Source organism: Campylobacter sp. FOBRC14, assembly GCF_000287855.1.
Lineage (GTDB): Bacteria > Campylobacterota > Campylobacteria > Campylobacterales > Campylobacteraceae > Campylobacter_A > Campylobacter_A curvus.
Genome location: NZ_ALJJ01000007.1, coordinates 133,392 through 147,009 on the forward strand (window position 1 = coordinate 133,392; position 13,618 = coordinate 147,009).

The following is a 13,618-nucleotide window of genomic DNA, read 5'->3' on the forward strand; positions in this document are numbered from 1 at the left end:
AGCAATGACGCTTATAAAAAGGCTAAATTTACCGTGGTGGCCGCCTAGCTCATCGACTTTGGCTTGTCCAGTAAGAAGCCTTGTGCGTATTTGATGCCAAATTCCTGCACCTTGGTTAAAATTTCAGGCGAGCTCACAAACTCCGCTACGACCTTGTAGCCCTGCTTTTTAGCAAAATTTACGATGGTTTCGACCAGGACGCCCGCGTTTTGATCATACGGCAGCTTTTTGATTATCGAGCCGTCTATCTTGATGTTATCGATGTCAAGCTCCAAAATTCGGTAATAGTTTGAATACCCCGAGCCAAAATCATCGATCGAAATTTTACATCCGTAGCTTTTCACGCGCTTTATGAAAGAATTTATGCCTTCATAATCGCTCATTTCCTCGCTTTCTAGCATCTCAAAGCATACGTGAGCGGGATTTGCGCATGCGCTTAGCTTTTCTTCCAGTAGCTTTCTGACGGAGCGATCGGCGATATCGGAGCTTGAAAGGTTTATAGAAAATATGTATTGCGGGTATTTTTCGACGAGGGCAAAGGCGTGAGCGATGACCTTTTTGGTTATTTGCACATATAGTTGCGTCCTCATGGCGATCTCTAAAAATTCACCCGGATAGCGGATCTTGCCGTTTTGATCCATTATGCGCACCAAGACTTCGTAAAATTTCGCCTCTTTTTCGTTCGCCTCTACATCATAAATGCCCTGACACTCGACGATCACCATATCGTTTTCAAGGGCGTATTCTACTAGCTGAGTGGTGAGCTGGTTCTTGTGGTACTGCATCTCGATGGCGTCGTTTTCTTGATAGTAGTAAATTCCGCTGCCGTTATCCAGGGCTTGTTGATTTGCCAAGATAGCCTGCATCAAGCGATTAGTCTGAGGCGTGTCGTTTGGCAAAGATACGCCCATGACTATTTTGGGGCTTGGCAAGCTCTCGTGCTTATCATCTATCATCACCTCAAGCCTGTTGAAGCTAAAATACTCCTTGATAAAGCCGATGTCTCGGACGATATTATCCCCGTTATACCAAAGGTAAAACGCATCATCTTGAAAGCGAAAGAGCCAAGCGTTTATCTGCGAGGTATCCACGCATAGCTTTAGCGTATCGGCGATCGCTTTTAGCATGGCGTCGATGATCCTGGTTTGATAGAAAAATCTAAGTGTTTTGAAATTTTTGATACTCATGCAAATAAGCATGCCGTCCTTTTTGGCCTCTAAATTTTTAGTCAGCGCGAAATAATTGCCAAAGCCAGTGAGCTTATCGATCGCCGACTGCGCCTTTATCTGCTCGTTTTTGACCGCGAGTTCGTTTAGCATTATGGCCTCTTTGGTCCTGTTTAGCTTGATGGCGATATATCCTTCGAGCTTAGAGCGAAAGAAAAACGGGATAAATTTAGCCTTTTCGTAGATGAGGTTTCCATCTTTGGCCTTACTGATGAGCTCGTCGCTCTCCCAAAAATTCGCCGTCCTTATCGCCTCTCGCATGCTCTCGTAAAAGCTTTCTGGGTGCATGCCGGATTTTAGCACGTGAGGATTTTTGCCTTTTACCTCTTTTAGTTTATACCCGGTCGTCTCTTCAAACGTTTTATTCACGTATAAAATTTTATTTTGCACGTCCGAAAACACTATCGAGCTATGCCCGCCGTCTATCGTCGTTTTTAAAAGCTTTATCTGGCGCAAATTTCTCACGCTTTGTCTTGCTTGATAAAATATAAACGCCAGTAGCCAAAAGAACAAAACGAAAGCCACGCTTTGCAAGAATTTCAGCCTATCAAACACCTCTTTATACCAAATGAGATTTTCGCGTCTAAAATTTTCTATAAATTTACCAAGCCCGAGCTGGGCGCTTTGAGTGTAGATCGTATTTAGCAAGATCATGGAATTTAGCGCGTATTTGGCCTTTTTTAGCATATTGGACTGTTTGGCGTTTTGCTCGCTTAGCCCGGACATCTCATCTATCTGCGACTGGGCTTGTTTGACGGTTTGCAGATCAAATCTGATCATATTTCTTATCGTCAAAAACAAAGGCTTGAACGCTTTTAGCTCGGGGTCTTTGTCTATTTCGTATTCGCCGGCTATGATAAACGCCGCCATGCCAGAGCTAACGTAGTTTGATCTATCGACGAACCTACGTTTTTTGGTGTAAATTTCGCCAAGCTCTTTTAGCTTGTCCGCGTTATCATGCAGGCCAAGCCCTAAATTTTGCTCATTTAACGCCAAAAGCCTCGTTAAATTCCTGTCGAAATTTTTGGCGTTTTTGTTGAGCTCGTCGTAATTAAGCACGAGTATGTTATTTTCGAGGTTGAAATTCATCTCGTCGTTTGCAAGCTTTAAATTTATAAGAGCGTTGTTGAATTCCCCGCTCACGCTCAAGGCCTTGTTCGTTTTATAGATGAAAAACGCGCACACGCCAAATACCACCGCCAGCACAAAAGCGAAAATTTTAATTTGACGAAGGTTCATTCATTATCCTCGGGCGTTCGCCGCTTAAAGAAAGTAGGAATTTATAGAGCGCATCGATCTCGTCGCCGCTTAGATCATACATAAACTGATTTGCGCCGATATGTTTTATCGCCTCTTTTAGCGTCATTATGCTGCCGTCCATCAAATAAGGTGCGCTTACGGCGATATTTCTAAGTGACGGCACGCGGTAAAGGCGCTTATTCATATCGCTTTGAGAGGAGACGCCGGCTAATATATCCTTTGAAAATCGCACGTCCTGCATCAAATTCGCACCTAAATTTTTACCGTTATGGCACGCTACGCAGCCTAAATTTTTAAAAATTTCAAATCCCTTTTTCTCGCCCTCGCCAAGCGCGCTCTCATCGCCCGCCAGATATCTATCAAAGGGCGAATTTATCGTCAGTATCGCCTTTTCGAATTCTACGAAGGCATCGACTATATTTTCATAAGTTATGCCGTCTTTGTAGATGCGCGCGAATAAAATTTCATATTCCTCGATATCTTTTACGGCGGTTAAAATTTTATCTTCACCGGAATTTAGCTCATAGCGCGAGGTGATGGACTCTTTTACTTGAGCATGGATGCCGCGGATACGACCGTCGTTGTAAAATATATAATTTGACGCCGCGTTCAAGATACTAGGCGGGTTTAGAGTGCCCTTTTGAACGTATTTTGAATTCGTGCCGCTAAAGTCCCAGTAGAGGTTGTGACAGGTCTCGCACGAGTAGTTTTCGTTGCTGCTTAGTCTCTTATCGAAAAAGAGCTTTTTGCCAAGGTGCGCCCTGCTCTCATCGTAGTTTAAAAACAGTAGCGGCTCAAAGGACGCCTCGAGGGCGAAAATATTGACCACCAAAAGTAGCAAAAAGAAAAGCTTTTGCATAAATTCCCCGCAAAAATTTTAGAATTGCATTATATCTTAATTTACTTTCTGATAAAATAAATCCGCTTGACTTCTTTTCAATATAGCATTTTTCACTAAAGGATAGCGATGAGAAAATTTTGTCTGCTTTTGCTTGCGCTTGGTGTGATTAGCATGCTTCATGCAAGCTGGAAAGATACGCTAAATTCCGGTATGAGCGCCATAAATTCTGCAAATCCAAGCAGCAACGGCGACTATAAAAGCCTCGTTGCAAGCGCACTAAACGCCGCGGTCGATCAGCTCTCAAAAGACGGCTTTTTAAACAGTGCTACGGCCAAGATCCCGCTACCAAGCTCACTGCAAACGGCTGCAAATTTAGCCAAAAAAGTAGGTGGCGAGAAATGGGCGAACGAGCTCGTCGTCTCGATGAACAAAGCCGCAGGCGAGGCCGTGCCAAAAGCTGCGAACGTCTTTAGCGATACCATAAAAAATATGAGTGAAGCGGATGTAAAAAAGGTCCTTAGCGGCAGCGAGGACAGCTTCACGAAATTTTTACAGGAAAGATCGGGCAAAAACCTACAAAAGGTCTTTAAACCTATCATTGAAAAAATGATGAGCGATAACTCGTTCGCGACCGCTTACAACAAGCTAAATTCGCTCGTTGCAAACAACGCTTTGACAAACTCCGACACCGCAAAATCGCTCAAAAATTTAGCCTCCGACCTTGGCGCAGGCGAATACATCCCGCAACAAGACGAGGATATGAACGACTACATCACGCGCAAAACGCTAGAGGGGCTTTTTAAAGTCATGAGCGAAAAGGAGAACGGACTGCGTGGCGGCACTCTTGGCAAGGGCGCAAAAATTTTAAACGATATACTAAAGTAAATGTCAGCCAGAAAAAGTAAAGAATTCCTCGCCGATCTTGCACTCGTTGCAGTTGCCGTCGTTTGGGGCGTCACGTTTTTGCCCATGGCGCAAGCGCTTCATACAAACGGCGTATTCACGCTGCTTTTTTGGCGGTTTTTGCTAGCGTTTTTCCTGATGGTGCTAATCAGCCTGGCTTTCGTGCGCAAGATCGATGCGAATTCTATAAAATACGGCGCTATTTTAGGCGTATTTTTATTTGCAGGATTTGCCTTTCAAACGTTCGCGCTAAAATACGCTCTAAGCTCCAGCGTAGCCTTTATAACGGGCTTAAACGTAGTTTTCGTGCCGTTTATAGTATTTTTATTTTTCAAGCAAAAGGTCTATATCTACTCGTTTGCGGGCGCGTTTTTAAGCGCGATCGGGCTTTATTTTTTATCCTCCGGCGAATTTGGCCTGGGGCTAGGAGAGCTGCTAAGTGTCATCTGCGCTTTTGCCTATGCGCTTCAGATAGTTTTTACAGGCGTTTTCGTAAAGCGATGCGAGCTTTATGCGCTGGTTTACATGCAGTTTTTGACTATCTGTGCGCTATCTTTGATATGTGCGGTCATTTTCGAGGGCACGGCCATGCCAAATTTTGACACGGAATTTTACAAAGCCGTCATCATCACGGCAGTCTTTGCCACGGTTTTTGCCTTTTTCGTTCAAAACGCGATGCAGCGCTACACTACGCCGATGAAAACGTCGCTCATTTTTACGCTTGAGCCGGTGAGCGCGGGCGTGCTTGGGTATTTTGTAGGCGGAGAGAGGTTTAGCGCTCTTCAGATCGGCGGAGCGCTCGTGATACTGGCTGGAATTTTACTAAGCGAGATAGGCTCATACTATAAAAATAAAGGCTCTTTTTAGTAAATTTTTGATTTCTTTTCAGCGAAGTCAAATCTTATGAAGCGACACTATTTCCGCCATTCTGCTCGCAGTTGCGAGTGCATAAGCACGAAGCAAAAATTAAGGGAAGCGGTAGCTGACCGTTGATTTCGTGCTATATGCTTAGCTTTGCTTCGTTCGCTACCGTCCTGCTCTCGAGAACGGCACTTTGTGAGCGAGTAAGATTTGCGAAGCACTTAAATAATGTATCAAAATTTTACCAAAAAGAACTAAACTAAAAGGAATATGATGAATAGACTAAAAACGAAAGAATTCCGCGCGGATATCGCGCTCATCTTTGTCGCTTTGGTTTGGGGAGCGACGTTTTTACCGATGGCGGGAGCGACCGCGACAAACGGCGTCTTTACGATACTTTTTTGGCGATTTTTGATATCGTTTCTACTGATGTCCGCCTTTACGCTCAAATTTAGAAAATTTGACCCAAATTCCGTCAAATACGGCGTCATCTTGGGGCTATTTTTATTTTGCGGTTTCAGCGCTCAAACATTTGCGTTTAAATTCACGTATAGCGGCGCGGTCGCCTTCATATCAGGTCTAAACGTCGTCATCGTGCCGTTTTTGATGTTTTTGCTCTTTCGTCAAAGAATTTACGTTTATTCGTTCGTCGGCATATTTTTAGGCGCTCTTGGGCTTTATTTCCTCTCAAATGCCAGGTTTGGCCTAAGCTTTGGCGAGCTTCTGAGCGTCGTTTGCGCCTTTGCTTGGGCGCTTCATATCATATTTACAAGCATCTTTGTCAAGCGCTGTGAGCTTTTTATGCTGATAAATACACAGTTTGCGGTCGTCTGCGTGCTAAGCCTTATTTTCGCTTTTATCTTTGAGGGCGGAGCGACACCGAATTTAGACTACGCTTTTTACAAAGCGATGGTGATATCTATCGTTTTTGCCACGCTTTTTGGCTTTATCATGCAGCATCTCATGCTTCGCTACACCTCGCCCGTAAAAGCGGCGCTCATTTTTACGCTTGAGCCGGTTAGTGCGGGCGTGCTGGGGTATTTTGTAGGCGGAGAATATCTAAATTCAGTGCAAATTTCAGGAGCGGCGATAATACTAGCCGGCATCGTCATAAGCGAACTTGGATCGTATTATAAAAGTAAACGGATAGAATTTAGCCAAATACCAAGCACACAAAGCCCACAAAATGGCTAGTTTATAAAAAATTTAAAATTTGTTTGCAAAAAAACGAATTTCGTAGTATAATTCGCAATCGTATAACAAATACAAAACTTCAAAAAGGAGAAAACCATGAAAAAGGGTTTTACAATGATCGAGTTGATCTTCGTGATCGTGATTTTAGGTATCTTGGCAGCTGTCGCTATCCCAAGACTAGCAGCTACTAGAGATGATGCGGAGATTTCAAAGGTGGCTACTAATGTCCAAACTTTGGTTGCAGATATTGGTGCTTATTATACGTCACAAGGTTCTTTTTCGGATATTAAAAACATGAGCAATGTACCAAACCCTGTTAAAGCAAAGACAGACACTTGTCTTACAATAGGTAATGATGCAGGCAACGGCACGATAGGTGCAACAATAGGTGAAGATGGTCTTTGCAAAGATGTTTGGAAATTGCCTGGTTTAGTACAACTTAAAGACAATATCACAAGTAACGACAACAAAACTAAAAATACCCTAAAATTTGGGGGCATGGGAGTAAAATACTAATAAATTTTGCTCACTAAATCTTAATCAAAGAGCCTTTTGGCTCTTTGCTCCTTTTATCCAAATAAAATTTTTAATTTTTAACTGTCAAAATAAAGTCAAACCTCATGAAGCGATGCTACCGTCAGCGATCGTAGTCATTACTGAAGCGAGTAAAATTTGCGAAGCTTTTAAATTTAGAAAACGAGTGGAGCGAGATAAACTAGCCCCTTAGATCCTTAAATTTAAAACAAAACACAAAAAAGCAAAGCGAAGCTACGAGGATGATACTAGCGCCGCTGGTTAAATTCAGCCAGAAGCTAAGCATCAGTCCGGCGACGCAAAACGCTACCGAAAAAAGCGCCGAGATGACCATCATCGAGCCTAGTCTCTTGGCAAAGACTTGAGCTATATAAGGCGGTATGGTAAGTAGCGCGATGACTAAAATAAGCCCTACTACGCGGATAGTCGCGACCACGCAAAGCGCCATCATACAAACGAGCAGATAGTAAAAAAACGTCGTATCCACTCCACGCAGCTTTGCAAATTCCGCATCAAAGCTTAAAGCTACGAACTGACGGTAAAAGACCGCGATGATGACGATAAATGTCGCATCTATCGCGCCCATGAAAAGTAGATCGCTATGGCTGACTGCGAGTATAGAGCCAAAAAGATAGCTCATCAAGTCGGCATTGTAGCCGGGGGTGAGGTCGATAAATATGATACCAATCGCCATGCCAAACGCCCATATCGCGCCGATGACGGAGTCGATCTTGGTTTTGTCATGTAGCGTGATAGTCGCGATAACGAGGGCTAAAAATAGCGAAAACAGCCCAGCGCCAAGCAGCGGCTCCAGCGAAAAGAAAAATGCCAGCCCTATACCACCGTATGCTCCGTGCGCGATACCGCCGGCGATGAAGGTCATGCGGTTTATCACCACGAGCGAGCCTATCATGCCGCAGACTATGCTGACTAAAACGCCCGCCAGCAAAGCATTTTGCATAAAGCTTAGGCTCAAAATTTCAGCCATCGTAGCGACCTTTAAAGATGTTAAATTTCATTGTCGCAGGCCCTTGCTCGCTCACACCAGAAATTTCGCCTTGCGTCTTTTCATGCTCGCAAACGCACTCGCCAATGGCCACCTCGACATCGCAGAAGTGGTTGTGCTCATGCACTAGATGCTCGATGAAATCACGCTTCATAATCTGCGGCGAGATATCATGTAGGTATAAATTTTTACTGACGTAGGCGACCTTCGTCGCGTAGTTTAGCGCGATATTTAGATCGTGACTGACGAGCACGACGCCTATACCGTGCGAGTTTATCTGTTTCAAGATAGTGTAGATTTCAGCCTGGCCCTTTGTATCTATGCTCGCGGTGGGCTCATCTAACATCAAAATTTTAGCGTTCGCACAAAGCGCACGAGCGATATAAACGCGCTGTCTTTGCCCGCCGCTAAGCTCTCCTATGCGCTGCTCGCTAAAGCCCGCCATACCGACGCTCTCTAGCGCCCCCTCGGCCTGCGCTCGCTCACTTTTAGAGTAAAAGCCAAACATCTTTTTATCCAATAACCCCATCAAAACAACCTCTATGACGCGCATAGGAAAGCTTTGGTTAGAGAGGAAATTTTGAGGGACGTATCCGATGAATTTGCTGATATTTTTGGGCTTTTGACCAAAGAGCCTTATCTCTCCGCTTTGAGGCTCGATGAGCCCTAGCATCAGCTTTAAAAGCGTGCTTTTGCCGCCGCCGTTTGGCCCGATTATAGCTAGAAAGTCCTTGCTGTCGTAGGTCAGGTTTATATTTTCCAGCACGAGCTGCTTGTCGTAGCTGAAATTTAGATCTTTTATCTCGATAGTATGCTTCAAAATACACTCACTTGCGTCGTAGTCGTAAAAAGTATGAAAACCCCAAGCCCGAGCATCACTGCAAGAGCGAGGAATTCAGCGTAAATTTTAAAATGATTGAGCTTGCTAAAGGCGTTTTGATTTAGCTTGGCGCCAAAGACCGCGGCGATGAATATGATCGCGCTCATGCCAAGTGCCATAAATGCGCCGCTCATAAAGCCTGCAAAGTAGCTTCCAAGCTCGTGAGCCAGCACGAAAACCAGGATCGTGCCAGGACACGGGATAAGCGCTGCGGCTGCGGCTACCAGCCACTCATGATAGCCTTTTGGCTCGGCCTTTTTCTGCGAGCAGACATTACAGCCACACTGCGCTGCGTGTACTGCGGGCTGAAATTTCATCTTAGCGCGGGTGGCGTCAGGTGCACCGTTTTTAGAAACGTCAAAAATATAAGAATTCCGCCCGACCGTAGGCTTTGAGGTGTAAAATTTCAGCTTTTTATAAAACATATAAAGCGAAATGGCGATGATGACTATCGCCGAAGCGACGGTCGTTATCCTACCCGCGTCTTTAGTGTAGCCGGCACTCACCCCAGAAAGTAGCGCAAACATCAGGCAAACGAATAAAAACGCGCCGATAACGTGCAAAAAGCCGATCTTTAGCGAAAAGAGAGCGGCCTTTACGTAGCTGCCTCCGGTCGCCGCAAAATACGAGCCCGTAAGCATCTTACCGTGCCCTGCGCCCGCAGCGTGTAAAAAGCCGTAGATGAACGAGCAAAGCAGCATGAACGAAAACGAAGCGAATTTAAACGTTTCGGAATTTTGCCGTAAAAGTTGCTTCAGCTCGTCTAAAAAGCCAAGGCTGGCCTTTGTGACGGAGTCAAATTTTTGCTCGTCGATCGCGTCTATATCGGCATGCTCGTTTTGCTGTTTTACGACTGCGCTCAAGCTTGGCTTGTCGTTGTGCTCCTTGGCGCTTTGCTCGGTCGAGAGCGTGTAAAAGATGACATTTGAGTTTGGATTTGGTATGACCCAAACTTTAGGCGAAATTTTAAACGCGTCGCTGTCTAGGAATTTGAAGTTGAAATATCCCTCTTTATCGAAAATTTCGACCGAGATGACATAGTCGTTTTTTATAGGCAAGTCGGTGTTGAACGCGAGGTTGAATTTCAGTCGTCCCTCGTCGAAATAAAGCTTGTAATCCCTTAAATTCAGCTTTAGCTTAGTGGCGTTTTCGTCCTTGTAAAAGTGCTCGATATCTACTAGAAAATGCCTTGGCACAAGGTAGTCAAGTAAATTTAAACGTATCTGGCGAAGCTCGTTATCATCGATCTTTTTATCAGAATTCAGGTCGAAATTTTGCTGCATGAGCTGCGAGAAATTCTCAGAAAAAGTCCATGTGAATTTTATCGCCGAAATTTTGTCTTGTTTGACCTCAAACGCCGTATTTACGTGCGCGGTTGGACTATAAAGCGAGCAGAGTGCGCATCCAAAGGCCTGCAGATAAACTAGACTTAGCAAAAGGACGCGCACGAGCATTGATTAAAGGCTTCGGGCTAAAATTTCAGCCGTTTTTTTCATCTCATCCAGCCAGTTTAAAGGCAACTGATCGAGCTCCTCGACGGTGGCTCCGGCTTGCTCGGCTATCAGCTTAGCCGCTTTTTTAGGAAACTGTGGAGCTACGAAAATGACCTTCACACCGTGCTCTTTAGCCTCGTCGATGAGCTCGGCGATATCGGTCGGTTTTGGCTCTTTGCCCTCGACTTCGATAGCGATTTGCTCCAGGTTATAGCGTTTAGCGAAATATCCCCACGACGGATGATATACGATAAATACGCGGCTCTTTATGTTTTGCAATTTATCAGCGATGAATTTATTAAGCTCGTCAAGCTTGGTCTCGAATTTAGCTAAATTTGCCTTATAAAGCTCGGCATTTGCAGGAAACTCGGCGATCAAAGCGTTTGCGATATTTTCAGCTTGAGTTTTTACAAGCACAGGATCGAGCCAGATGTGCGGATCAAGGCCGTCATGATGGTGGTGATGATGTCCGTCATGATCATGATGCTCGTGTTCGTGGTGTTTGTCGCCGTCATGTTCGTGCTCATGCTCCTCACTCATCGCGATCTTTTGGATACCCTCTTGAGTCTTTACGATCTTTAAATTCTTATAAGTCTTTGAAAATCTATCCAGCCAAGCGTCCTCAAACTCGATACCAACGGCAAAATAAAGCTTGCTTTTTTCAAGCTCTTTCATCTGCTTTGGCTTTGGCTCGTATGTGTGCGGGTCTGCGCCCTTGCCGACCATGACATTGACATCAAGCGTGTCGCCGGCGATCTGCTCGATGAAGTATTTTGTCGGCAAAATACTTGCGGTTACGATAGGTTTGGCAAATAATGCAACTACACTTATGACTAGCAAAGTGAAAATTTTTCTCATTATCTCTCCTTTAAAAATAATCCGCAAGTTTAGCAAAATGCAACTAAGTTGCAACTTAAGAGATTTAAGTTTGAATTTTATCTGAAATTTCTAAATTTTAGACTATTTTTCTAGCGAGGCGCGTATTCGTAGCATAGTCAAACGATACGAGCAAAGGACAGAGTGCCTAACACAAACGAAAGCGAAGCTTTTAAATTTTCAGAAAAGAGCCTTGATTTTTTATGAATGCTTTCATTTTTTAAATTAAATTTAAAAATTTTAGCGTTAATATAAGCAAAACTAAAGGCAAAATATGGACATCGAGAAATTTTTACAAGAGCACGGCATAAAGCCTACGCCGCTGAGGATGCAGCTGGTCGAAATTTTAAATGCCAGCAAAACGCCTCTTAGCTACGACGAAATTTTACAAAATTTAGATGCGAACAAAACGACGATCTACCGCAGTATGGAGCTCTTTGAGAAGCAAAACCTCATCGTAAAAACCGAAAACAACCACAAAAGCTACTACGAGCTCGCAGACGGAGCGAAAGCGTATTTCATCTGCGACGTCTGTCACAAAGTCACGAATATCGAAGTGCCGATGCCAAAGCAAGCAAAGATCGTAAAAAGTGCCGTCATAAAGGGCATCTGCGAAGAGTGCGATCACTCATAAAGCGCGATGATATCCTCCGGGATCGCCTTTGGTCGCTGCGAAATCGGATCGAAATAAACGAAAGTCGTCTTTGCTTTTGCGATGATCTTGCCATCTTTTTTAAACTCAAAAAATCTTAACGAAGTAGCCTTTTTATCAGCCTGCGTCCAGGTGTGGATCTCGATTTGATCGCCAAGCTTTACGGGCGCGATATATGTGGCTTCGTTAGCCCTGATGAGCCAGACGCCGTTTCGCTCGCGCTGAGCGTCCAGCGTATCGCCTACCGCGTCAGAGTGCGCAAATGCCGCCTCTTGCATGAGCACGAAATAATAAGTGTTGTTCATATGCCCGTGCATGTCGATAGCCTGCGGCGGGACTTTTAGCTTGTAGATGAATTCTTTCATTTTGCCGCCCTTTTTGCTAAAATTATACCCAAAAACGGGGATTTAGATGCAAAATATCTGGGATAAAAAAGCGAGCAATTATCAAAGATTTGACGGCAGTATCAATAAATTTCAGCGACAAGTTTTTGATGCGCTGCAAAATTTCGGTGTAAATTTTAGCGGCAAGTCACTCGTTGATATCGGCTGTGGTACTGGCGTTTGGACGCTACTTCTGGCAAAAGAAGCCTCGCACATTACCGCAGTGGACAGCTCCGCCGGTATGATCGATATTTTAAGGCAAGACGCCGCAAAATTTAGCGTAAAAAACGTGACCGCCGTTCAAAAAAGCTGGCAAGAATTTAGCTACGATGAAATTTATGACATCGCGCTTACGACGATGAGTCCGGCGATAGCGAGCGAAGAAGATTTTAAGAAATTTTACGCGCTGGGCGAGGTCAAAATTTACCTGGGCTGGGCGAGGTCCAGGACATCGGACATTCTCGAGCCGTTTTTTAAGAAATTTGGCAGGCAGGCGTCAGAATACCCCGCCACGCGTCGCCTCGAAGAGTGGCTAAAAGTGCAAAATTTAGCCTATAAAAGCGAGCTTTTAAGCGAGAGCAGGACAGCTAGGCGTAGCTTTGACGAGGCGCTTGAGAACATCTGCTGGCACCTTGAGATAAACGGGCTGAAATTTGACAAAAACGAGATCATTACGATGCTAAGGCCGCTTTGCAAAGATGGCTATTTGGTCGAGACTATCGATTCTTTAATGAAACTTTTTGTATTCTAACGCTTCAAAATTTTAAAAAGGAAGCGGATGGAAATTTTACTACTGGCGTTTGCACTGGCGATGGATAGCGTCGCACTTAGCATCGCGAGCGGCACGAAATGTCGCACTTTAGGCTTTTTGCAAGTCCTAAAAACGGCGCTAATTTTTGGCGTTTTTCAAGCGCTTATGCCATTTTTAGGCTATATTTTGGGGCTTAGCTTTGTAAATTTCATCCAAGAGATCGACCATTTCATCGCGTTTGGCATATTGGGCTTTTTGGGCGCGAAGATGATCTTGGAAGCCCACCACACCAAAGATGAGCCCTGTTTGATCAACCTTAGCAGCAAGGATCTAGCCCTTGGAGCAGTTGCTACCAGTATCGATGCGCTCGCTGTCGGTATAACTTTTAGCTTTGCAAATGTCGATATAGCCTACTCTTGTTTGATCATCGGTACAGTTTGCTTCGTGCTTTGCACGGCGGCCTGTTATGTCGGTAAAATTTTAGGCGCATGGCTAGAGGCCAAAGCACTCGTGCTGGGAGGCCTGATACTGATCGGGCTTGGCACGAAGATCCTCATTACACATTTAGTAGATCGCATCTAGGCTGAATTTACTCTCCTGGCAAGAGTTATTTACATAAATATTATGTAATATATTTATATTTTTACATAAAATTTATTATTAAACTATTAATAGATATATAAATGTTATAGTTTATTATGGTGGCTTTACAAATTTTAGGCGTTAAAAGCGATCATAGACGATACCAAGAGTATTTC

General features: G+C 44.3%; 14 protein-coding genes. 7 read left to right on the top strand and 7 right to left on the bottom strand.

Annotated features, from left to right (window positions below):
* Nucleotides 1-44: 44 nt before the first annotated feature.
* Together HMPREF1139_RS01435 and HMPREF1139_RS01440 are read right to left on the bottom strand one after the other, a co-directional pair.
* On the bottom strand, nt 45-2,465 hold the full coding sequence (locus HMPREF1139_RS01435; protein ID WP_009649851.1) for a bifunctional diguanylate cyclase/phosphodiesterase: 2,421 nt from the start codon (nt 2,463-2,465) through the stop codon (nt 45-47).
* Complete coding sequence (locus HMPREF1139_RS01440) at nt 2,446-3,345, bottom strand: cytochrome-c peroxidase (RefSeq protein ID WP_009649893.1); 900 nt, start codon at nt 3,343-3,345, stop codon at nt 2,446-2,448. The genes HMPREF1139_RS01435 and HMPREF1139_RS01440 overlap by 20 nt, the downstream gene beginning before the upstream one ends.
* Before the next feature lie 108 nt (nt 3,346-3,453).
* Between HMPREF1139_RS01440 and HMPREF1139_RS01445 the strand changes: the two genes are divergently transcribed.
* The 4 genes from HMPREF1139_RS01445 to HMPREF1139_RS01460 all read left to right on the top strand — a co-directional run bounded on the left by HMPREF1139_RS01445 (nt 3,454) and on the right by HMPREF1139_RS01460 (nt 6,801).
* Nucleotides 3,454-4,212: a DUF4197 domain-containing protein gene (locus tag HMPREF1139_RS01445; RefSeq protein WP_009649528.1), complete on the top strand. Its 759-nt coding sequence runs from the start codon at nt 3,454-3,456 to the stop codon at nt 4,210-4,212.
* The gene (locus HMPREF1139_RS01450) at nt 4,213-5,097 is read left to right on the top strand and encodes a DMT family transporter (RefSeq protein ID WP_009649568.1); all 885 of its coding nucleotides are present in this window, start codon (nt 4,213-4,215) and stop codon (nt 5,095-5,097) included.
* A gap of 267 nt (nt 5,098-5,364) precedes the next feature.
* The gene (locus HMPREF1139_RS01455) at nt 5,365-6,285 is read left to right on the top strand and encodes a DMT family transporter (protein WP_009649858.1); all 921 of its coding nucleotides are present in this window, start codon (nt 5,365-5,367) and stop codon (nt 6,283-6,285) included.
* Nucleotides 6,286-6,381: 96 nt separating this feature from the next.
* On the top strand, nt 6,382-6,801 hold the full coding sequence (locus HMPREF1139_RS01460) for a type II secretion system protein (RefSeq protein WP_009649733.1): 420 nt from the start codon (nt 6,382-6,384) through the stop codon (nt 6,799-6,801).
* 199 nt (nt 6,802-7,000) lie between these two features.
* Here HMPREF1139_RS01460 and HMPREF1139_RS01465 read toward each other — a convergent pair whose 3' ends face one another.
* The 4 genes from HMPREF1139_RS01465 to HMPREF1139_RS01480 are packed head-to-tail and all read right to left on the bottom strand — an operon-like array spanning nt 7,001 to nt 11,056.
* Nucleotides 7,001-7,807 (bottom strand): metal ABC transporter permease, encoded by an 807-nt coding sequence (locus tag HMPREF1139_RS01465; RefSeq protein ID WP_009649877.1) that lies wholly within the window; start codon nt 7,805-7,807, stop codon nt 7,001-7,003.
* Nucleotides 7,800-8,645 (bottom strand): metal ABC transporter ATP-binding protein, encoded by an 846-nt coding sequence (locus HMPREF1139_RS01470; protein WP_009649445.1) that lies wholly within the window; start codon nt 8,643-8,645, stop codon nt 7,800-7,802. The genes HMPREF1139_RS01465 and HMPREF1139_RS01470 overlap by 8 nt, the downstream gene beginning before the upstream one ends.
* Nucleotides 8,642-10,159: a nickel/cobalt transporter gene (locus HMPREF1139_RS01475; protein WP_009649599.1), complete on the bottom strand. Its 1,518-nt coding sequence runs from the start codon at nt 10,157-10,159 to the stop codon at nt 8,642-8,644. The genes HMPREF1139_RS01470 and HMPREF1139_RS01475 overlap by 4 nt, the downstream gene beginning before the upstream one ends.
* A 3-nt stretch (nt 10,160-10,162) precedes the next feature.
* Entirely contained in the window at nt 10,163-11,056 is an 894-nt protein-coding gene (locus HMPREF1139_RS01480; RefSeq protein ID WP_009649742.1) for a metal ABC transporter solute-binding protein, Zn/Mn family, read from the bottom strand.
* Between the two features lie 292 nt (nt 11,057-11,348).
* On the opposite strand from HMPREF1139_RS01480, the gene HMPREF1139_RS01485 reads away from it, so the two are divergent.
* On the top strand, nt 11,349-11,708 hold the full coding sequence (locus HMPREF1139_RS01485; RefSeq protein ID WP_009649739.1) for a Fur family transcriptional regulator: 360 nt from the start codon (nt 11,349-11,351) through the stop codon (nt 11,706-11,708).
* On the opposite strand, the gene HMPREF1139_RS01490 is transcribed toward HMPREF1139_RS01485, so the two are convergent.
* Nucleotides 11,699-12,091: an acyl-CoA thioesterase gene (locus HMPREF1139_RS01490; RefSeq protein ID WP_009649475.1), complete on the bottom strand. Its 393-nt coding sequence runs from the start codon at nt 12,089-12,091 to the stop codon at nt 11,699-11,701. The two genes, HMPREF1139_RS01485 and HMPREF1139_RS01490, sit on opposite strands and share 10 nt — an antisense overlap.
* 46 nt (nt 12,092-12,137) lie before the next feature.
* On the opposite strand from HMPREF1139_RS01490, the gene HMPREF1139_RS01495 reads away from it, so the two are divergent.
* Nucleotides 12,138-12,860 (top strand): class I SAM-dependent methyltransferase, encoded by a 723-nt coding sequence (locus tag HMPREF1139_RS01495; protein WP_009649651.1) that lies wholly within the window; start codon nt 12,138-12,140, stop codon nt 12,858-12,860.
* A 27-nt stretch (nt 12,861-12,887) separates the two neighbouring features.
* The gene (locus HMPREF1139_RS01500; protein ID WP_009649657.1) at nt 12,888-13,442 is read left to right on the top strand and encodes a manganese efflux pump MntP; all 555 of its coding nucleotides are present in this window, start codon (nt 12,888-12,890) and stop codon (nt 13,440-13,442) included.
* Nucleotides 13,443-13,618: the final 176 nt, after the last annotated feature.